This is a genomic window from Vibrio azureus (genome assembly GCF_002849855.1).
GTDB classification, from domain to species: domain Bacteria; phylum Pseudomonadota; class Gammaproteobacteria; order Enterobacterales; family Vibrionaceae; genus Vibrio; species Vibrio azureus.
Window position 1 is genome coordinate 72,071 of sequence record NZ_CP018619.1, and the last position, 21,513, is coordinate 93,583.

The 21,513-nt window shown below is 39.5% G+C and carries 19 protein-coding genes and 4 pseudogenes; 6 read left to right on the plus strand and 17 right to left on the minus strand.

Features of this window, described 5'->3' with window-relative positions:
• Positions 1-84 precede the first annotated feature (84 nt).
• The 4 genes and pseudogenes from BS333_RS22470 to BS333_RS21815 all read right to left on the minus strand — a co-directional run bounded on the left by BS333_RS22470 (position 85) and on the right by BS333_RS21815 (position 3,556).
• Positions 85-823, minus strand: a pseudogene (locus tag BS333_RS22470) (IS6 family transposase).
• A gap of 275 nt (positions 824-1,098) precedes the next feature.
• Positions 1,099-1,668: a PIN domain-containing protein gene (locus BS333_RS21805; RefSeq protein ID WP_021711858.1), complete on the minus strand. Its 570-nt coding sequence runs from the start codon at positions 1,666-1,668 to the stop codon at positions 1,099-1,101.
• On the minus strand, positions 1,668-2,120 hold the full coding sequence (locus tag BS333_RS21810; protein ID WP_021711859.1) for a helix-turn-helix domain-containing protein: 453 nt from the start codon (positions 2,118-2,120) through the stop codon (positions 1,668-1,670). Before BS333_RS21810 ends, BS333_RS21805 begins: the two co-directional genes overlap by 1 nt.
• Positions 2,121-2,401: 281 nt before the next feature.
• Complete coding sequence (locus tag BS333_RS21815) at positions 2,402-3,556, minus strand: GIY-YIG nuclease family protein (protein WP_021711860.1); 1,155 nt, start codon at positions 3,554-3,556, stop codon at positions 2,402-2,404.
• Positions 3,557-3,786: 230 nt separating this feature from the next.
• Between BS333_RS21815 and BS333_RS21820 the strand changes: the two genes are divergently transcribed.
• On the plus strand, positions 3,787-5,007 hold the full coding sequence (locus BS333_RS21820) for a TolB-like translocation protein (protein WP_021711861.1): 1,221 nt from the start codon (positions 3,787-3,789) through the stop codon (positions 5,005-5,007).
• 336 nt (positions 5,008-5,343) lie between these two features.
• Here the strand turns inward: BS333_RS21820 and BS333_RS21825 are convergent, their stop codons facing one another.
• From BS333_RS21825 to BS333_RS21835, 3 genes are all read right to left on the minus strand, one after another.
• Entirely contained in the window at positions 5,344-5,895 is a 552-nt protein-coding gene (locus BS333_RS21825) for an SUKH-3 domain-containing protein (protein WP_021711862.1), read from the minus strand.
• A gap of 3 nt (positions 5,896-5,898) precedes the next feature.
• Positions 5,899-9,675 (minus strand): hypothetical protein, encoded by a 3,777-nt coding sequence (locus tag BS333_RS21830; RefSeq protein WP_101903992.1) that lies wholly within the window; start codon positions 9,673-9,675, stop codon positions 5,899-5,901.
• A 426-nt stretch (positions 9,676-10,101) separates the two neighbouring features.
• Positions 10,102-10,647 (minus strand): hypothetical protein, encoded by a 546-nt coding sequence (locus BS333_RS21835; protein WP_021711525.1) that lies wholly within the window; start codon positions 10,645-10,647, stop codon positions 10,102-10,104.
• A 54-nt stretch (positions 10,648-10,701) separates the two neighbouring features.
• Between BS333_RS21835 and BS333_RS22455 the strand changes: the two are divergent.
• Positions 10,702-10,815, plus strand: a pseudogene (locus tag BS333_RS22455) (IS6 family transposase); the annotation flags it as partial.
• A gap of 72 nt (positions 10,816-10,887) precedes the next feature.
• On the opposite strand, the gene BS333_RS21845 reads toward BS333_RS22455, so the two are convergent.
• From BS333_RS21845 to BS333_RS21860, 5 genes and pseudogenes are all read right to left on the minus strand, one after another.
• Positions 10,888-11,727, minus strand: a complete 840-nt coding sequence (locus BS333_RS21845; protein WP_021711524.1) for a DUF1186 domain-containing protein — start codon at positions 11,725-11,727, stop codon at positions 10,888-10,890.
• Between the two features lie 14 nt (positions 11,728-11,741).
• Positions 11,742-11,810, minus strand: a pseudogene (locus BS333_RS22695) (regulatory protein RecX); the annotation flags it as partial.
• Positions 11,804-12,178: a regulatory protein RecX gene (locus BS333_RS21850; RefSeq protein WP_021711523.1), complete on the minus strand. Its 375-nt coding sequence runs from the start codon at positions 12,176-12,178 to the stop codon at positions 11,804-11,806. The pseudogene BS333_RS22695 and the gene BS333_RS21850, both read right to left, overlap by 7 nt.
• A gap of 177 nt (positions 12,179-12,355) precedes the next feature.
• Positions 12,356-12,511: pseudogene (locus BS333_RS22465) on the minus strand (IS6 family transposase); the annotation flags it as partial.
• Between the two features lie 99 nt (positions 12,512-12,610).
• Positions 12,611-13,939: a hypothetical protein gene (locus BS333_RS21860; RefSeq protein WP_152428743.1), complete on the minus strand. Its 1,329-nt coding sequence runs from the start codon at positions 13,937-13,939 to the stop codon at positions 12,611-12,613.
• 414 nt (positions 13,940-14,353) lie between these two features.
• Here BS333_RS21860 and BS333_RS21865 point away from each other — a divergent pair, with 414 nt between their 5' ends.
• Positions 14,354-14,941 carry a hypothetical protein gene (locus BS333_RS21865; protein ID WP_021711521.1) on the plus strand — a complete coding sequence of 196 codons (588 nt, stop codon included), beginning with the start codon at positions 14,354-14,356 and terminating at the stop codon, positions 14,939-14,941.
• Between the two features lie 250 nt (positions 14,942-15,191).
• Here the strand turns inward: BS333_RS21865 and BS333_RS21870 are convergent, their stop codons facing one another.
• Positions 15,192-15,884 (minus strand): hypothetical protein, encoded by a 693-nt coding sequence (locus BS333_RS21870; RefSeq protein ID WP_021711520.1) that lies wholly within the window; start codon positions 15,882-15,884, stop codon positions 15,192-15,194.
• 383 nt (positions 15,885-16,267) lie between these two features.
• Here BS333_RS21870 and BS333_RS21875 point away from each other — a divergent pair, with 383 nt between their 5' ends.
• Together BS333_RS21875 and BS333_RS21880 are read left to right on the plus strand one after the other, a co-directional pair.
• Positions 16,268-17,485: a DUF3440 domain-containing protein gene (locus BS333_RS21875; RefSeq protein ID WP_021711519.1), complete on the plus strand. Its 1,218-nt coding sequence runs from the start codon at positions 16,268-16,270 to the stop codon at positions 17,483-17,485.
• The gene (locus tag BS333_RS21880; RefSeq protein ID WP_021711518.1) at positions 17,482-18,123 is read left to right on the plus strand and encodes an IbrB-like domain-containing protein; all 642 of its coding nucleotides are present in this window, start codon (positions 17,482-17,484) and stop codon (positions 18,121-18,123) included. The genes BS333_RS21875 and BS333_RS21880 overlap by 4 nt, the downstream gene beginning before the upstream one ends.
• A gap of 16 nt (positions 18,124-18,139) precedes the next feature.
• Here BS333_RS21880 and BS333_RS21885 read toward each other — a convergent pair whose 3' ends face one another.
• The 4 genes from BS333_RS21885 to BS333_RS21900 all read right to left on the minus strand — a co-directional run bounded on the left by BS333_RS21885 (position 18,140) and on the right by BS333_RS21900 (position 20,618).
• Entirely contained in the window at positions 18,140-18,544 is a 405-nt protein-coding gene (locus BS333_RS21885; RefSeq protein ID WP_021711517.1) for a hypothetical protein, read from the minus strand.
• Between the two features lie 30 nt (positions 18,545-18,574).
• Entirely contained in the window at positions 18,575-19,723 is a 1,149-nt protein-coding gene (locus BS333_RS21890; protein WP_021711516.1) for a carbohydrate porin, read from the minus strand.
• Between the two features lie 98 nt (positions 19,724-19,821).
• A complete protein-coding gene (locus tag BS333_RS21895) occupies positions 19,822-20,352 on the minus strand; it encodes a GNAT family N-acetyltransferase (protein WP_021711515.1) in 531 nt (176 codons plus the stop codon).
• On the minus strand, positions 20,349-20,618 hold the full coding sequence (locus BS333_RS21900) for a type II toxin-antitoxin system TacA family antitoxin (RefSeq protein WP_021711514.1): 270 nt from the start codon (positions 20,616-20,618) through the stop codon (positions 20,349-20,351). The genes BS333_RS21895 and BS333_RS21900 overlap by 4 nt, the downstream gene beginning before the upstream one ends.
• A 224-nt stretch (positions 20,619-20,842) precedes the next feature.
• Here BS333_RS21900 and BS333_RS21905 point away from each other — a divergent pair, with 224 nt between their 5' ends.
• Entirely contained in the window at positions 20,843-21,475 is a 633-nt protein-coding gene (locus BS333_RS21905; RefSeq protein WP_021711513.1) for a recombinase family protein, read from the plus strand.
• The last annotated feature ends 38 nt before the right edge of the window (positions 21,476-21,513 follow it).

Below are 21,513 nucleotides of genomic sequence, written 5' to 3' on the forward strand. Positions count from 1 at the left end.
CAATCTTTGATAACCTACGAACTGTACATGGGCCTGTTGCAAAAATTAAATATGTTTCTGAGGTGCCTAAATAAGCACCTCTTTTCATATGTAAATTCCAAAGATATTGAAGAGTTCATTGAGGAAGGCGGATCTCTCCTGCACTCTCAGCTTCGGCTCATCACGACGTAACCAAAAATCAAACTGGCCTTTATTCAACATCCGTATTCCTTCAAAACCTTGAATGGTTGACCAAGCCCGCTTTCGCACTTTGAAGCCACCGGTGGCTTCGAGAAGCTTTTTAACGGGAGCGTGGTCAGATTCAATACCATTGTTGAGATATTTCATTTGTCGATGTTCTACATCTTGGCGTAAGCGGCCTTCACGCTTGAGACGAGCAATGGCGTTCCCATAAGACGAATGTTTGTCAGTATTTAATGCGTTGGGATGAAAGGAGGCTTTATAGCGACGTAAGCAGTGGTTTCAGAAATTGGTAAGCGGCCTCTTTATTACGCTGATGAGAGAAGAAGAAATCCACCGTTTCCCCACGTTTATTGATGACTCGATAGAGATAATGCTATTTGCCTTTCACCTCGACGCAAGTTTCATCAAGCTGCCAAGAAGAATCAATACGGGTGAATTGATAACGGCGTAACTTCTTATGTAGGATAGGCCCATAGTGGATAAAGCAACGATAAATCGTGGAGCGATTCCCGAATACACCGCGTTCGGCCAACATATCACTGAGGTTTGCATAGCTCATTGCGGTAGTGCCATACCAGCGTACATATCATAAGATAAGTTCAGGGGTGATATGTCGCCATTTGAATTCAGACTTGGCCATAACGCGTTGCTCAGTGATGAATCATAGTTAAAGTCTGGCGGGTTGTGAGGTTTTTGCAACAAGCCCAATTGCACTGTGTTGAAATTTCAAGCCGTATTCTATCTAAGATTCGCTGTATACATCAAAAGGCTTGTTTTTGTAGTCAGGTGCATTTTCTGGATGATTTGTGATTGCATCAAAGTGCCGCACTGAAACGCGACATTTGACCCTCTCACGAATGAATGTATAAAAAAGGCCGCAATTAAGCGACCTAATTTAAAGGTTAAAAATCAGTTCTAAAGCATCAACTTGAAGCTCTTTAAGTATGAGATGAAGCTTGGGAGTCTCTGTTTTTGCAAGCAAGCTAAGAACTCATCTTGGTTCATTGATGGTCTTTTTAATGAAGCTCTTTGTTGTTGGGCAGCCTTAACGCATGCGCTACTGTCCAATTCAAACATATCACACAGGAACTCATCTGGATGTATCGCTGATAGACCTAAAGGCTCGAGTTCGTTAAGAGGGAAATCTTTTAGGTTGAAAGTAATGATAGACTCAGCCTGACCTTTAATGGCGGCCGCTACAACATGTCTATCATTAACATCGGGTAAAGTAAGGCCATCAATTAAAGGCTCAAATCCTTCAATCAAACAGTCTGGAACATTCGCGTTCATTAACTGTCGAATTTTTTGCAGTTGTTCTGCATTTAGCCCTGGCCTATTTTTCAGTAAATTTCGAGTCCATTCATCATGTATTTGTTCTGTCCATCGCGCTCTAAATAGGCCAGTATTGGCCAAGTACATTAGGTAGCTGCGGAGTGGAGCTGGGTACATTACACATGCGTCTAGAATTACCGTATATGACGCCATTAATATCCCATATCCATTTCTTGGTCTAATGCAGATAACTCAGCAAGATCAGCTAGTCTATTTTCCTCTAGGCGGTTCTTGTACTCCATAAGATCAACATATGCTACCTTTCTACGATTGCCTGTACGACTATACGGAATATCACCTGAATCAAGAAGCTTAATAAAAGTAGGACGAGACATATTTAGCATATCAGCACCTTCTTGTGTTGTGAGCTCCGCATGAATAGGGGTGATGCTAACAGAGTTACCTTGACCTAATTGAGTAAGCACCTCGATCATCATATTTAATGCGCTTGCTGGAATAGTTACCCCGTGAGTATTACCAGACTTATCGACCACATTAATCCTTTGAGCTTCACCATTAATTTCTATAACGGCTGACAACTCTTGGCTACCAAGCTTAGCAAGTGCCATGTCTTCAGCGCTTGGCAATTTTGTAGCTGTATTCATCGTGTTTCTCTCTAGTTTTTTGTTTCTGGTATCTTGGTATACAAATCTGCATACAATAACATTATCCGAAATATTCGAAAAAAGTCAACATTCGAAATATTCGAAAAAAGAGGTTGGCATTATTGATGGACTTAATGCTCGTAGTCGGCCTAGCTTAAGGTTTATCAACGAACGCTTAAACATCTTTAATTATGGTACTTCGATATGTAGTGGATGAGTAAAACTAACCACTGGTTCGTAACTGTCCAAAATTAAGCTAGCTAAGGCCGTCATGTCTGTGATTACAAAGCGACTTCATCGTGTTTTTTGTTCATAACTGCCTTTACACGCTTCACGGTTGAACGGCCTTTGCCAGTCATTTCTGCCGTCTGATTTATCGATTTTCCAAGCTTCAAGTAGGCGAAAATATCGGAGTGTTTTTCTAGAAACGCATCATGACTTAAGGTTGAGCCTTTCGGGCGACCAAACTTACCATTTTCACGCTGGGTGAGCTCAATACCACGTTTTGAAGCCATTAAACGTTTTTCTTCATACTTCCAACGACCTGTGGCAATGAACCTTTCGTTTTTATTGAAAGGCTCCGTACTGTTGGCAAGCCTAGTAAATTCCGATTTCAGTTTCTTCAATGCTCGTTTATCAAGAACCAGGTATTCCGTGTGCAAACCCACCTTCGCTACTTGGTTGCGATAGCGATGAAAGACATACTGTTCAACATGGCCACAATTGGCAACAACACGCAAAATCTTACTTTTTACCACACTTTGATCTGTTGCTTTTTCAAGATCCTGGACGGTTTCTTTAAGGCGCTGCTCTGGTTGTCTCGATGTCCGACCTACCTTATGAATGATTGAACCATCCCCCAATTGATATTCAAATAAATACAGTGATGCGGTGAGTATCGATTGTTGACGATGCGATTCAATCTCTAACCAAGCACGATGTTGTTGACCTTGCTCGATAGCATTACGTAAGTCCTGTATACGTTGCTGTAAATGGTCGCGCATCCACTTACTGAATTTTTCCATTGTTAAACTACCGAGTATGACTTTTGCAGTCTCGGTAAATATTACGTTATCGTTCCAAACATCATGTTCTAACAGTTCATGATGAAGCGAGTGCGGCAGGTGAGAGGCATTTAACTTGAAGACGTTCGGTGATTTACTTTCCGCGTCATAACCTTGCTTCAATGTTTCAACAACCTTCAATGGATAATTGAGGTGAAAGTGATGCCAAGCCGGTATCTGAGGGATTTCATTGAGCGACTCATGACACGTTTCGCCATCATGACGAAAGTGTGCTGATTTTTTAGCGCCTTTCACAGCAATCAAGGAACAAGAGCAAAAAGGACAGATTAATGGAGTCCTACCTGATTTCTGTGCATCAATGTGAAAGAAGTTCCCTTGGATATCCTTTCCAAAGCTTAAATAGACTGGCATAACAAACCATACTTTTTTGAACCCATGTGATTATGATTCTAGGTGGGTTCAAAAAAGTATGCAAGTTGAAGCTTTATTTTGGGGCTTGCTAAAAATTTTTGGGCACACCATCATTTCAGCTATCAAATCAGTAAAAACGCAATCACTGTCTGTGCTAATTTGGTTCGATATTAGATGTAAAGACACCGCACTTTCATTTGGGTGATAAAAGCTTAGTCATATTAAAGTACATGAAGAAAACAACACTATGGGTTGCCTTAGGCACCATTACTGTTTTGGCCACTGGTGTAGGTGGTTGGATGCAGATGCACAGTCAGCCTAAAGAACCGAGCGCTTATCAAGAATACTTAGATTTACTAGTTAAGGTTCGTGAATTTTATAAGTCAGCGCAGTACAGAGAAAATAAAGAGATAGAACGATGGAGTATTATCTCTAATATTCCCCAAGAACCTACTATGGAGCCGTGGGATAGAGTACATACCCAGCCGCAATTAATGTTCACATACAGTAAAGACTCGACCTTATTTACTATGAACATCGATGGCACTGATATACGCAAAGTTGTGGGCCGAGAAGAGTTAGGTGACCGATTAATTTACCCTGGTTCCGCTGAGCGAACTCCTGATGGTCGTTACTTAAAAATGAGTTACTTTGGTAATGCCAGTACAGATTGTATGGTGTTTGATTTAAAAGAACGCCGATTGCTCCAAACTACCGATCACTGTGGTTATGCTCAATTCAGTCAAGATAGCAAATATTATTATTTCCGTGGCAAAGCCTTTGTCGGGGTGAGTCGTTTAGAGCTGAGTACTGGCAAGGTTGAAGATTTAACACCGGCTACACTCCAATTTGAAAAGGGAGGGGTTACTTACCGAGCACTTCACACAAGTTCATTTGCCATCAATGAAGCGTTGGACCGACTAACCTGGACCGCTACACGCAGAAATCTGGATGGAAATGGTTATAAAATACTAAGCCATGATCAGATTTTATACCGCCTTTCAGATCTGTCTCTGATTGGGTTACAAGATTTGTGGTCACCACATTGTGAGCGTGGCTTTAGGCCAGGCCCCGCTTACCGTTATTTTGTGTGTATTGAAGGCAAACGCAATTATGTTTATGCCTTCAGTGACCCAAGTACTCTAATCGAAGAGGCGCCAGAAGGTATCGTGCTGCAACCAGGCAAATGGTATATGGAAGCGAAAGGCGATTATATCTATCGTATCCGTCAGCAAGGAGACCCAGGGATGTTTAAAATAATGACTTACTCTTACGGTAATCAAGATGAGGATGGGGATTTTACTCGGTACTCTAAGCTAAAGATATATATTCCTCAAGCATTAGCAGCGAGATTCGATAATATAGATTTAGATGCATTATTCCCTCCTATTCCAACTCAGGCTCAATATGACGAATCATACAAACGTCAGCTTGCAAAGCTTAAAGATTGAAGATCTAAGGTTAGGTAAGTGGGTAAGCGGTACAACCTAGGTTACGTTGTAACTTGGGTTAAAATCACTTTGCTTAATCATGCCTGAAAGAAGGGCGCTCAACGACTTTATTTAACATAATTATATTAATACGCATTAATGGTGTAGGCGCAATTTAGTAATGTCCGGTTTGAGCAATTTTAAAATGTCCTGTTTAGGCTGTGACAATACTCATCAAGACATAGGTCGATGTGTAGGTGTAGAGACACAGGCTCTGGAAATATTATTAACCAGAGAATAAAAATGAGGTGCTCATAAGAACACCCCAGATATAACTTTACGTTTTAAAAAAGCGATTTACAGCGGAATAAGACCTAATTCGATGTCATACAACCAAGGGGCCGGCGTTTTCGAATTGTAATACGTTAACCTTTGCGAGGGTGTTAATTTGCTTTCAGCGCCCTCTGGATAGTTGGTACAACAATAAGGTTCAGGCTCGTCAATCCCGATCATATCCCTCTCAAAGAAAACCATCGTCTCAAGAAACTCATCTAAATTTGAACCTAAAAAGCATAGTTCTCCATCTAAGTAATAAAAGTCCCCATTTTTATCTATATATAGGTAAGCTGCAAATTCAGGCACTTCGCCAATTGGGTACAAATCTAAAGGGAGTTTATAATCCTCAATCATTTCCTCAACATTTTCTTTTACGCGATCAAAGTCCTTACTCGTTAGAAGTAAAGGCCTCTTATAACCTTTGTCATCAATTAAAGTGAGACCGTATATATTTCTCAGAATTCTTTTGATATTGTCATTGATTGAATAGGCTGAATACTCTTCTGGTAATTCAACCATACGTTCACTACTCCAACCAATGGAGGTTAAATACTCTTCAGTTTTTTTTTGCATTATCTATTTCTCCATTCTTACACCGTCAAATACACCAAGGGATTGCATTGCAGGGAAACATGATAAACAGGCTTCATCAAGTTTATCTTTGCCTACAATTACGGCCACACTGACTGCACCATCTAAATCTGCTTTAGCACGTAGCGCCTTATGCATACTATAAACCTCTGCACACTTTCCATGAGTCGGCCTCTTTTTTAGCTCTTCCTCTAAATCGTCATAAGCTTTCTTAACTCGACCTTTTACATGTTCTAGAGGGTCAGGGTAATGTGGATTCCCCTTTCTGGTACTGTAAGCTTTAAAAATTTGCCCATCTTTGGTGACTAATACAGACACCATGCCCGGTTTTTTGGCCCCTTCGGCAGGTTTAAGCCCTTTCTCACCTTTCCCTCCAATCCAATTTTGATCAATTTCTTTAGCATATTCATAAGCATGCTTTTTGGCAATCTCTATTCTTTCCAGCAAGTCCGGATCAAGACGTTGAGTTGTAGGCCTAACTGTGCCATCAGCATCTTTTTCGTAGACTTTATAATCCGTTCTTTCAGGCTCCACCACACTCTGATGAGTTTTATTGCTTGATTGCCCTTTAAGCTCATAAGAAGGAGGCTCTACAGAGGTATCTGGTTTACCCGCTTTTAACTTCGCTAAATCATCCTTGTTACCCTTTACGTTTAAAACCGTCAATCCAGCCGCTAATGACAGCGAACGAATAAGCTCTGCTATCTGACGCGTTTTCTCACTTGGGGTTAAAGAGCTGTTGACTTTGATAGCATCAATTTGATCCATCGCCTCAGTAGTTAAAACAACCCCATTGGCAATGGCACTGGCACCGTCAGCAGCAACCTGACCGTAAAGTAGATATTTACCTGCTTTCAGTCCTTGATTCGTTCCAGAGAAATTCAGCGAGCTTTGGCGTAGCCACCCAGCACCAAAGATATTTCCTACTATCGCAAGCGTATCTAAACCATCATCTCTTACGTTACTAAACCCTTTATCATAACGCTGATAAATACTCAGGGCACTTGCCGTTGTACTCGTTGCAATACTGGCCCATATCGCGGCACTGGCTACTCTTGAGCCTGGTACTGGTGCGAATATAAGTGCCACTGCTGTGGCACCAAGCGCAATATTGCTAGACCACTCGATAGCCGTATCTAAACTGGATCCACCGCTGGTTTTTAAATCACCTTTTAGATTGATAGCTTGATTGTTATCGATAATATCAACTTCATAGCTGATATGACTTTCGGCAATTTGGCTGTTCGATTCCCAATCTTTTAATGCGTTTGAAATTGCTTCTTCAGCATTGCGACCTGTACCTTCGTACTCTCCGCAAAAAGCCGTCTGCCCACAATAAGTCCAATCAACTAATCCCCACACATGTTCATCATCGCTGAACCAATTGTCTTTAATACGCTTTTGGTACAAAAACGCTTTTAAAGGCTGTTTAGCATGTGTGTCTGTGGAGATGGCAACTGCTTTAATCGGATAACGAGTTTTGCCAGCAGAATCTTCAAGTAGATCTCGCAACCTCTCCGCATTATTCTCTAATTTCTCGAGTTCTTCTTCATGCTTTTCCGTTGCCTCTTTATCCATTTCGGTATTATCGGCAATTTGTTTGAGAGTATCGATGTAACGCTGATCAGCAATAAGAGATGTTTCAGGTTGCTGAATTACATCTTTTGCTTTTTCAAGATCAGGAGCGAGAATAGAATGCGCATTACCTACGTTTATTGGGTAGCTGTAATATTCCGCAGGTCTAGTGCTGCCATCTCCAGGATGATATTGATGGCGACACATAATAATGTGTTGGCCATAGAATTCTGGTTTAAATTCAATATCAATATCTTTTCCGAGATAAGCTAAAGGCGGAGCACCTTCATCCTTAATGGCTTGTTGACTGTGTGCAATAAACCATTTGTACTCAGAATAAGCTTTTGTCGATTCAACAATCGCCCGCTGCCGATTCAACTTAAGCTTAAGAACGCTGTCTTTAATGACAGTGCTGAGTGCAGGCTGAGCCTGTATTGCTAGTATCGTATTTTGGGTAGCCTCAGGAGGATAATAAGTCTCACCACCTCCAACATCGACACCCCCGGCAACTAATAATCCAATGACTGCAACGCGAATGTTTGGTCTGGTGAAAAGATGGAGAATGTCTTTAACCAGTCCGTTTCCTTGATTGTTGTTGAAGTACTTATCGTAGGCTTCAACAATCATTGGAATGGCTTCCGTTGATTGACTTAATAAACGGAAGGTTTTACTTTTATTACGGTGTTTAATGGCATCGCAGATATGAGCAGCAACAGATTTAACATAGACATCATCATAATCACTGTAAGTGATCGTGAATTCACCTTCAGGAATACTTTCGAAGAAATGAAATCCCTCTTCGTCTAAGCGCTCTTGTTGTGAAGTGCCGTCTTCAAATTGGATTAAAAAATCCGCTTCTGGAATAGGGTACTTCCCAAGCGTTTTTAGCTCTACCCTTAGCCCAGAATTGTGGCCATCAACATAAGCTACAGCGATATTGGTGTCTTTTAAACTGTCAACCACGACAGCATTATCTGAAAGCCAAGGCATATCCTTCTCAGAAACTTCATGTATTTGAGCGGATGAAACACCTAAAATATGGTTTTTATCTGAAAAAGACTGCTCCGCGGAATAGGTATTGATGTCATCAAGAGCAGTACTCTCTTTATCCAGCTTCGCACTATCTTGCTCAAACTTTTCAATTTGAGCAAAGGTTAATGCCTGTGGGCGGAATAGCAACTTAAGGCCATTCTCACCTTGTTGCAGCTTTCCTTTGATTTTATAAGGGAGCAATACATGCTGCTGATCAAAACCTTCAGGATAACGAGTAATAGGTTGAGGATTCTGTTTCTTCTTTTCTTGTTGCTCAAGGTGGCGAAAGTATTCGACGTCAATGTCCTGATAATAACTTTTATCGGTGATGAATAGCTCACGCCACAACTTACCTTTCCAGAATATATACAGATATCCAGCTTTAAGCTCAGCCGATTTAGATTTTGATTTTTCCTCGTTAAGATAAGCAAGTGGACGAACGGGAACCAGTACATTATCCCATTCAGCCATCTCAGTCTCTTTACTTACTGGCATAATACCTTCTGCCAAACGTAAACTCAGTGGATTAGGATGACCTTGCATCTTTATATGTAGATACAAATCACGAGGGACCGATTCCAGTTGCTCAAATTTAACCAAGCTACGGTGGCTCACCTTCTTGTCAGGTTTGGCTTGAGTAATTTTTGCTGATAAGTCATTGCTTTTGCTGAGATAGAAAGCCGCATTACTCGCAGGACTTTGCCCCGCTACTTCAACAACAATTTTGTTCTCAGGTATCGGATCGGAAGGTACGTAAATATAATCTTTTGGTAGAACGACATCATCAGTTACGGGTTGATAACTTGCTTTATTAACCTTGGTTTTGCCAGTGTAAATCACCGATTGAATGTACGTTTTTAACTTTGGGTAGCGATTGATTTGAGCATCACTGAGTGCCCCTCTGCGTGGGGAATTAGAGACTGCGATCCAGTCGACTTTAACCAATTCGGCTTCCATAGATTTTAACAATCCGGAAGTGGATTTTTTTGCAGACAACGAGATCCTCTGCGAAAGCTCGTTTGGTAAACTTTTCAGGATATCATTGGGGTTTCGCACACGCGAAAATATGTCTATGCACTCATCAGGAGTAAGAACAAAAGGTAACTCCGCTTTTGATAGTTTTGAGCTAGGAATAAAGCGAACATTAGAATTCATGAGAGATCTCCGTGACCAAATCATTAAATAAAAAGGTCACGGTGATAACTTAAGCTGATTAGACTTAAATTTAACGACTTGGTAATTAATAATCGTCCCCACAAAGTGGGTTTAGATAATAATAACAACAAAAAATAATGTTTAAAGTGATATAAACAGAATGAGAAACTAATAAAATGTAATTAAGAAACCTAAAACATTAGATATAGAATCCAAAGTGGCATTATTTTTAGGAGAAATGCATAAAAGCGCCAAAATTCCACTTTATTCCAACCAATAATAACCAGATAAAAATGTGACTTTAGTCACGCGAAAATCAAACAAACAACGCACTTGTATATAAAATAGAGGCTTCAAAAGCAGAATAATTAACCTTTGCCCCCCCTAGATGATCTTTAAATTTTACGACAAGCTAATTTTTTAAAACTAACCACTAATTTCAACTATGGCTTCTTTTAACTTGCTACGAAAATATGAATCAGTTTCCTCACCTTCAATCTTCTGTAGATTAATTAGAATATACTCTGCTCGCTCACCGAGCGAAACAAGTAGTTCTAGTGAGTTTTCCCTACAAGTTGACGAGATATTAGACACTTCATTCAAATATAGATCTACTCCACCGACAACTGCACTCTTACAAGCTTCGGTCAAAGGTAGAGTGTCTCCATTATAAACACATGGTGTTTCTTCAAGTGCGAATCCATTAGCTATTTCAAAGAGTAAATCATAGGTATAAGCTCGACCGTTTTTAACTTTAGAAGCTAAGATTTCTAGCAAAAATGGGACTACATAAAAAGCAGCCTGATACAAGTCACCTTGCAACACAACGTGGTTATCAAGCTTCCAATAAGAAGCTTCCTGATCTAGCTTATCGTCTGAAATAAGACCCTTAATTGCTTCTGGGATATGGCCTGAATAGCCATTAGCTTGTTTTAACTCGGCCCAGTTAATCTTTCCAATTTCATCAAACATTGTTAGATACCCTCATAATTTGCTTCATAATTCCTCATATGCTGATTGCAACAAAGGATGTTGAATAAAGGCCAGTTTGATTTTTGGTTATGTCGTGACGAGCCTAAGCTGAGGGTGAAGGAGAGATCCGCCTTCCTTAATGAACTCTTCAATATCTTTGGAATTTTTGCAACAAGCCCAACTCAATCATCCCCTTGTCATAAAGCCTTCTCTGACTCAACGAGAAAGTTTTCAATTCGTTTAATTTAAACAACATTTTTTATATTTCTTCCCGCTCCCACAGAAACAAGGGTCGTTTCTTTTGGGGGCTAAAGATTTAACAAAAGGTTTTTCAATTGACCACTCGTTTTTTCTAAAGCACGCCCAATCTTTGATTGATATAATGTCAAAGGTGGGAGCCACGCACTCATTTCTGTCTAAAGGGTAAGACAACTGCCAATTTTGAATTTCTTCCAAAGTCAGCATAGATGAGTCAATTTTTCCTTCCTTCTCTAAAGCAAGGAGCTCTTTTTGAAAAGAGACGATTTCAAAATGAATCAGATAACTACCTAAACATGCCGCAGAAAAAGTATCATCACAGCTTGTCATTGAAGCGAGCCAAATAGGCGCATGAGTCGCAAATAAGTCTGAGCTCAACTTGCCGTCTTGAACCATACTAAATAGCACACGCATGATAACTGATTTGATATATTCGTCGGTACCACTTGCAGAAACAACTCGGCTCATTCTATTAGGATGATGCTCACCGAGTAGATAAAGAATAGCCGGCATGGTTTCAGTGGTGGCATCACCCAAGACGCGATCCAATATTAATCCATTTTCTTTGTCATGCTCAAGCAAAGCCATCAGCTGTTCGAAGCAGGCTTTTTCACCTTGATCCCCTACGAGTAAGATCGACCAAAATAAAAACGACTCTTGCTTTTCAGTTATCGGATTACGTTGAATAATATGATCAAATAAACTGGTAATTTCAGGTAATAGTTCTGGCCAGTTTTTTCTTGCTGAATTTAGCGTCTCTTCTGGAAATGTAGAACTCCACCGACTTAGTTCTTGAACGATCTTGGTTACTGTTTCAGTCATATTTTATAATCCTTTCAAGGGTTAAGTGTTTCCATAATGGCACTCATAGCATGACCGCGATATTGTAAATAACGGATCACTTTAGCCTTTTCTTTTGCATCTGTGGGTACATCCCCACCAAACTTTTTTCTTTAGCGGTTTGACAAAGCTCGAACCAATCAACATCGAGATCTTCTAATGCTTGCTCAATCAGTAAAACATCCAATCTTTTTTTTCTGAGTTCTTGTTTGATCCGTGACTCCCCATGAAGCTTCGCTAACTGCTTTTCAAGCTCTCTTTCAATTAGCCGCATATCATCGACATAATGATGTGACAACAGTTTTTCCATGACGGAATCAACCACGCTTTCATCAGAAGAAAGTGTCGACAATTGGTATCTTAAATCGCCAGAAGAGTAATCTCGCTTGGAAAGTAGAGAGACCGCATAATCGTACAGCTCCTGCTCTATCATGAAATGTCCTTAATTATGAAACTGAATGATAACAAATTATGCCTATGAGCACGGTTGTGGTAAACGCTAAGGGGGGTGATTTGGGTATGGCTGTCCACATATGAACATTTAGCAACCACAATGGGCTTGTTGCAAAAATTGAAGATGTGTCTGAGGTGCTTATCTTAGCACCTCTTTTCATGCATAAATTCCAAAGATATTGAAGAGTTCATTAAGGAAGGCGGATCTCTCCTGCACCCTCAGCTTTGGCTCGTCACGACGTAACAAAAAATCAAACTGGCCTTTATTCAACATCCTTATCCCCTCAAAACTTTGAATCGTTGACCAAACCCGCGGCCATAGCACCACACACCATAAGATAAGTCCAAGGGTAAAAAGTTGCCATTTGAATTCAGACTTGGCCATAACGCATTGCTCAGTGGTGAATCATAGTTAAAATCTGGCTGACTGCGAGGTTTTTGCAACAAGCCCCTTACAGTCCCCATAATCCTTAGCGGCATTAAACATATGGCTTAAATGTATAGGGCTCTCTTTCGTAGAGTTGTAATTATGACAACCAAAGCAACCTCTATCTTTAGTTGGATGCTCTAAATCAAACCATTTAGGGTTCTGCCTATATGTTTCCATTGTCGTATTTGATAACAAACTAGACCCCCCTATTTCATTCTTCCATGTTGGTGGTAGTTCACCATTAGTAGAAAATGGGTTAATAGATTGAGTCCAAGCGCTACCAACTAAAAAGTAATTCTCCCAAATAGAGCCTCTTTGCTGATAATAACTTTGCATATCTTGATTTAGATCTTCTATGTCCTCAATTACTCTTAACCCTGCCTTGGCTAAAAATCCAGCTCCATAAGGAGTTTTTCGACATACTTGAGTGGGATTATTAGGAATATAAACATTTTTACCTTGCCAAGAGCTTTCATTGAAGAACAGCCACTTATCTGTAGGGTTTACTGTCACATTATCTTCAACCTCATCGCAATTTGGTGCATTATCTTTATGCTCAAATGTCGTCCATATCCATTCTGGGTGAGCTGGAGTTTTCCGCACAATATGCATTCCCACTAAACCTAATTTAACAGCATCTTCTATCACGCCACTTTTATTAATACTTCGATTAATTGTAAAAAACTTATCTTCGTCATCTGTCGGTGACAGGATTTTCCATGAAGTCTTCACTTCTGTAGAGCCAGCGGATATGTCAAAAGGAAACTCACCACTATCAACCTTTGCAACACACTGACTATTGTTCAATTCATTACTTACAATATCATCATAAAAGATTTGATTGACACTTTGTTGGTAAAATACAGGGTTATCCTGCCAATCAATAAGTGGTTGTTGTGAACCTGCTTGTAACATATTATCCAAAACCAAATTTTTATCGCCATTCCAATCCCACTCATCAGGTATTCGTTTGAATATACGCTCTTTAGGCATTAATTCTAGGAACTTTGGGGCGCTTTCTCCAAATGATGTATAATAAGCGAAAGACTGCCAAGCAAATTTATGAAATTTACATATAATATCAAACTCACTTGAAGCAAGAGGATCAACGGGTAATGAAGGAGAGTCAATCCAATTACTATCAGCATCACAAGAAATCAATCCATTAACTTCTTGAATAGTAAGCCTACTTTTACTGTCCTCCATAAGCCCATATATATTATTTAGCTGATTAAAATGTTCTTTTATCGTAGGCTCAGTTGCATTAGCTACAGCCCCTAACAGTAAAGGTATCAAAATAGCAGCTTTCATGTACAAACTCATAACATCATCCTTTTATTATTAACGTACTGTCGGTTACATAAAAACAAAAAATGCGTTAAAAGATTATAAACAACTCCAGGATTTGGCTATATATAGATAAAATAAATTATTTTAAATAATGAAATAGATTTCTTTGATAACTCATATAATCTTAGCATCTAAAACTGAAAAATTTCTGAGGTATCCACCTGACCAAATAACTTATTTGTTATTAATACTTAAAGAAATTTATTCTCCATACTAAACATCGATCTATGTACCAATGAGTATCTTCACAGCCTAAAAAAGACATTTTAAACTGAGATTTACAGATTTGATGCTTATTAAGTGCCTTTAAATAAAATCGATATATTAATGTTTGTTTTATCAAAACAACTACACTATAAGAGCGGAGTTAAACAAATGAAAAATTATTTTATCTTCGGAGTATCTACGGTACTCATTTCTTCAGCATCATTTTCAGGTGGCAATACCACTGTCACAGAACAATATCTCCACGAAAATTATACCGACTGTGTAACATACAACTCCCTTGTTGATGAACTGATCAACAAGGGAGTTGTATCAGACTCAACAGCATTCAAGTCATGCAAGAACCCCAGACACGGTCAAGTTGATATCATAGATCTGGTTGAAACAGACAACGGAACGTATAACGGATATAGTTCGCAAGCAGACTATGATCGACTGGATAATTTGTGTCAGACATCATTGGGTGATGGCTGGGAGATGCTTAATGTCGTAGAGGCTTTCCAACTACCAAATAATGGGGGATTAAGCCAACAGCCTACAACTTGGATAAGCGCACCAACTAAGCAAAATATTGAAAATAGAATTAAAGGCTCTCCTTTAGCTCAGAACGGCTGGAGATTTACTATGAAAGATGGAGATGGAGGCTATAAAGAACCTTCATATACAGGCAGTCAGCAACTATACAATCAACAAACGGGCTGGTCACATGCAGTTGCCTGTCAGCTTAGAATTCAATAATAGCTAAAATATTATCCAATTATTATATTCAATCGCGCTCCCCTATAACGAAGAACGGCTCTTGATGGGAGCCGTTCTTGTGTCTAAATTCGATTTGTAATTGCTACTGTCAATCCACCTTCAATTACAGCTCCTGCTCTATCATGACATACCCTTCATGATAAAAGCTTTTTAATTATTAACACGACACGCCTCATTAATATCAAAAAATGAGACGACTCAAAGGCCGCCTACAAAATTTACAAAACACTTATAACGACCGCAAAGGAGACCCTGGTTCAACTTCAAATATTCCTTCGTTTGTGAGCGTGACTGTGCAAGTTAGAGTTTCATCAAAATCGGTATCTTTCACTAACTGAGATTCTGCTGAGACAGTGCTCATATCAGCCAACACGCCTGGAGTAAAATCTCCCGTTGAAATATAAAAAGCAAGGTTGGGCTTGATCGTAACCAATGTATTTGGCCTAGGTGACCAGTTCATTCCCATAAAACCATTACTTGTCATAATGCCGAAACCTAAATTCCCCCACCAATGATTCTTACCTTCGTCAGATTGATTATATGGTAAAACATGAATGGACAGTTTACTGGGATCTTTACCTTTCCCATCTTCATTAAGAACTGGCCCTTCATGCTCTGGACCAGGATAGAATTTAGCGACAGATTGATTGCCTAAATCTACATTCAAGGTTGAGTCCGATGAGACTCTGACTTCTAAACCAACCGCTTTCGTATCAGCACCTGAGCTAATCATATACTGCAGTGGTATCTCGAACTTATTTATATAGGTTTGACCGCTTTTTTTAGGTCTAACCGTGAGAAAATTGCTCGAGTTTGCGTAAACCTTCTCGCCAAAATCTACTTCAGGCTTCTGTAGAAAGCACCAAAAGGTTTCGTTACTCGTCTCGTTATTAACAACGTATATTGTATATGTATCAGCCATTTTTAATCATCCTATTAAACGTTTACTTACGGCAAAATAATTATGGATGAATATTTTATCGTATTTTTTAATTTTATCATTTATGAGCGTTACTGATTTATAATAATGAAAATAATTTTTATGTTAATTACAATTAATATCAAAAAACCTTCAACAAAATTAAAAACAAATCATCATGATGTGATTTTTGTTCTATAAAAACAAATTAATCTAACTTCGCTAAAATTTAAAAACCATATCAACAAATAAAACATAAACTTAATTTAACAAATTAAAAACTTAAGCTTAGCGAATACTCTAAAGGCCTTTACAATGAAATATATTGATTAAAATCTTTCTATAATACTTTTATATACGGTATTTTATTGTTCAATGGTCACCATATGAAGATAGGGTTAAGTCATGATGTTAACGAGGCCGCACGAGCCAGAATTGGGGTCATCTTTGATAAATTTGAACATATCTATTTATCATTCTCAGGTGGAAAAGATTCGGGAGTTCTTCTAAATCTCGTGATAGAAGAAGCGAAAAAAAGAGAGCGCTTGCCCGTGGATGTGTTAATTGTGGATTTAGAAGCTCAATATCAACATACGATGCGTTACATCGAACAAATGGTAAATAAAAATGAAGTGAATGCTTTCTGGGTCTGTTTACCCTTAAGTTTGAGAAATGCTGTCTCACAATTCCAGCCAAAGTGGATTTGTTGGGAACCAGATAAGCAATCTTTGTGGGTAAGAGAAAAGCCAAACCATGGTTCTGTGATTAAGAACATGGATTACTTCCCCTTCTATACTTACGCAATGGAATTTGAAGAGTTTGTTACTGGTTTCGGGAAATGGTACGGGGAGACAAAAAATGGACGTTGTATTTGCCTCATCGCCATTCGGTCTGATGAATCTCTTAACCGATACAACACCATAAAAAATAAAAAGAAACGCAAGCTCGAACATTATAACTGGACAACACAAGTGACTCCTCTTTTTTACAAAGCTTATCCAATATACGATTGGCAAGTTGACGATATATGGATCGCGAATAGCCGTTTTGGTTGGTCCTATAATCATACCTATGATCTCATGCATCAAGCAGGGCTTACCCTCTCTCAACAACGCCTTTGCCAGCCATTTGGAGACGACCAAAGGAAAGGACTTTGGCTTTATCATATTTTAGAGCCACAAACTTGGCAAAAATTAGTACAAAGGGTGGAGGGCTGTAATTTTGGGGCGAGATATTGTAAAAACCAAGGACGTATTCTTGGTTATTATAAATTCGAGCTTCCAGATGGATATACCTACCGGGATTACAGCAAGTACTTATTAGATACTATGCCCCCACACCTTTCCAAACATTATCGTGAACGATTATTTAAGTTTCTAAATTGGTGGAGAAAAAATGGGAAAAAGCACAACATTTATTCTATCCCAGACTTCGCAGAAAAAGAGTTAGAAGCGAAAAAGAAAGTACCCAGTTGGCGCCGTATTTGTAAAGTTCTTATAAAAAATGATTATTGGTGTCGTGGGCTTTCCTTTAGCCCAAATAAAAAGCTCACCGATGAATATATCTCTTTGTATAGTGATTACTTAAGGAAGAACAAATCATGAATGTAAAATCATTACGAACAGCCGCGCAGTTACTTTATGAAATATCTCTCCACTTTGATGACATTGAGGAGTTAAGCTTTAAAGAGCGAGTGGGAATATTTAACTTGATATCCGATTTATCATCAAAGCTTGTAGGCCTGTCTCACCCTGCTTTAAACGTAAGATTAGTAGAAGCGGAATCAATCCAAGATAACGATTATAATCCAAACTCTGTGGCTCTCCCTGAATACCGTTTACTAAAGCACTCAATTAGAAGCGACGGCTTAACCATGCCTGTGGTCGTGGGAAAGTCCCCCCATAACAGTGGTTACGTTGTCATTGATGGAGCACATCGAACACGCATTATTAAAACTGAATCAGATATAAATCAATCTTTAGCGAACTACATTCCCGTCGTCGTTTTAGACAAAGGTAACGAGGAAAGAATGTCTTCTTCTATTCGTCACAATATGGCCCGCGGAGAACATCAAGTTGAGCTTACAGCCAATTTAGTGATGCGGCTGCGACAAAGTGAATGGACGGATGAGAAAATTGGCCAAGAACTGGGCATGGACAAAGATGAGGTTCTGAGAATGCAGCAAATCACTGGGTTAGCGGAAGCGTTTAAAGACCAAAACTTTTCAGAAGCTTGGGAATAGCTAACGCAATAATCAATTAAACGTCCACATACTTACCATTCTGATAGGTTTGAAAAGTGCCATTGTGGACTCTTCCTCCATAGACCCCATCATTTGTATTAATGATATGAGGCCCCTTGATAAGTGACAGCAAATATTTATATTGCTCACTAAGATTGCTTTCCCATAAATCCGTATGGCCGATAACAACAACTTGCTGGTACCTGGATAACAAAGCAACCGTTTCACGGGCAGCGGCATCATCAAATCTCGTCTCATCTTTTGACCATATCACGAGATGAACTCCTGTCACAATCTCATCGTTCTTAGCAAGCACACCAATACAAGAGGTAAATTTTGAAAAGCGCACTTCTTTTGCGCTCTGATATTCTTGTTCTTTAATATCCATAGGATCATGAGCTGGACTAAAACGGTAAGTCATCGTGTGTCTCCTTGTGGCCAAAAGCCCCCATCACAAACTAAAACTCACTCTCCCCCTCAAGCCAAATACCCAAGCATCACTCGCTCGAGAATTGAAAGGAAGAGGAGATAAATATTGTACAGTCGGCGTCAGAGAAACTGGACCAATATGGGTTAAATAAAAAAGCTCAGCGTTATAAACCTCATCGTCAGAGCTGTTCGGTTCACCCCACCCCACTGCAAACCCTAAGGTACCAGGACCGAAGTCTTTGTAGCCGAAACCCGCAACGACAGAAGATTGATAAAGCAACTCAGGCCCTTTAGCAGTACCCGCTCTAAAAAAAGGTATCCAATTGCCAGTTTGATAAACAGCAGACACGTTAAAACCGTAATTTTCATCCGCTTGCTCCATAATACCATCACTGTGCCAAACCGTAAGATGGATATTTTGGTATAAAAAAGAATCTTGCGATGAAACTAAACCAACTTCTAAGGACTTGAAAAATTGATGGTCTTTAAAGAAATGACTCAGTCCATCAAAGGGTTCTGTGGAATCGGCTAGAGCATCAGACAAACTCAGGTTTAAATAATATCGGTCAGAGACAAAGTGAGACATAGACAAGCCAAACGTTGACTCATCTGGAATCGCGATAGTTCCAGCCCCAGTGCTGAATTGCACGTTTGAGAAACCAAAATACGGATTCCCTAATGCGTACATATCGACGTAATCCGTACTATCGAGAAAACCAACCATGAGCGCTGTCTGCTGTGCATTAAAAGTCTGCTTCCAATATAAGTGGGTGAGTCTGAAACCTATATCACTAAAAGCAGGGCCAATAAGACCAAAGCCACCAATGTTATTCATAACGAATGAGGAAGGTGAGTTTTTTGAATACGAATGTTTATGATCAACTTTCAATTTGAATGAGCCACTGTCTTCACCCTCTTCATAGGCTTTATAGTCTAAGGACGCTCTTGCGATACCTGACAAGGCAGATTTTTTTGATCTGATCACTTCCGGAGACATTAAGCCAAACATGTAATACTCTGCGGAAATATTGATAGGCTCTTCAGATGAAGGGGGAGATGCAGCCACATCATGGGTAAAAGGAAAAATAAGCAATAACACTACAAAGCTCAATTTTCTTCTATATTCACCAAGGCCATCGCCTCTTGATGTTCTTAGGGTGAACTTCCACATTACCCTATCCCTCCCAGTCGATTAATTTAGATTAAATACTGAAAAACCTGAATGAGGGAATTATGACGTTGTGCGGGATCTTTACCATTAATTTATTATTAAATAAATAGTTGTTCTACCGTCTTCATGGGGAGAAACATTCGGGTGCGCCCACTATGAGTGCATAAAACCTCAAAACCATATTTGGTGTAGAACGTCTGCGCTGAATCTGTCAAACAATCTACAACTATCGCGTATGCTCGCATATGATGATTAACCTCCCACAGATATTCTAGAGCCTTAATTAAGCTGATTTTGCCTAGACCACTACCATGAAATTCTTTATGAACCGCCAGTTGAGCAAGTAAGAAAACTGGAACAGGGTAACGAGGCAATTTTTTCGCTAGGTTCTCAGGTAAAGTCTCCCGACAAATAGAGCTTGGAGCAACACTGTAGAATGAGCAAATCGGATACTTTTGATTCATCATAGGTACATCACTTGGAAGAACCATTGTGCGACTAATACCCGCTTGCATGTGTTTTACTGCCTGAGTTTTAATAAACTGGTTGAGTTCATGCTCACCGCAATCAAATGAATTACGATCATGCTTGGTTTTACTCAACTCTTCAAATTTTTTACTCCAGCTCACTTGATATCGCTCTCTTTCGTAAACTTAGCCGCAGAAATCAAAGCTTCATTAGGTTCTTTAGCTTTATCACAAGCCGCTAGAAACTCATCGAAGACATCATCTTTTACTGTGATACTTTCATACTCAGCGATCACATGACTTGAATCTTCGTCCATAAGGCGGACGACATATTCAGTCAAACTTTTTAACCCAAGCAAAGCAGACGCTTTCTCTGCTTTCGCTTTGATTTCTTCATCAAGCCGAATGTCTAAACGTGTTGTGGCCATTTTAATCTCCTTTCGTACGGATAAGTTCTGTACATAGTCAATATACGACAAAAACACGACCATTACAAACTGTACAGCATAGTTCCGTACTTATTTAAAACCCAGTTGTGTCATTAGGGTATACCCTAAGAACAGTATTCTTTTGTGGCATAAAAACCATTAATGTCATAATATAAATGACACACCCTATAAAGTCATAACCTAAAAGTCATAGAAAGTGAATTATGTACATATTTGGATACCTCAGAGCATCAACAAGTGAGCAGGATGCAGAAAGGGCAAAAGGCGCACTTTCACAGTTTGTTGAACAAAAAGGAATGCGAGTTGCTGCATGGTATGTTGAGCAAGAATCTGGTGCATCACTGCAAAGACCTAAATTGCTGCAATTACTTAATGATGCTCAAAAAGGAGATGTGATCATCATTGAGCAGATAGACCGCCTTTCACGTTTAAATGAAGCTAGTTGGTCTAAATTAAAAGAAATGCTGTACAAGAAGGAATTGAAAGTCATTAGCCTGGATTTACCTACCAGTCATATTGCCCTGGCTCCAGAAATTTCTGATGAATTCACCAACTCGATGATCAAGGCCATCAACAACATGATGATGGACATGTTGGCCGCGATATCTAGAAAAGATTATGAAGATAGACGCCGCCGCCAAAAGCAAGGCATCGAGAAGGCCATGAACGAAGGGAAATACAAAGGGAGGAAACCTGACCTAGAACTGCATGAAAAAATCTACAAGTTAAGAGTCGATAACCAAATGAGCATCAACGAAACGGCCAAGATGATTGGCGTCTCTGCCAGAACGGTTGTGCGTGTAGTTAAGAAAATGAAAGCTGAGCGTGAGGGTTAATCACGTCTGCTTTATATTTTAAAGTTAAAATCTGGCAA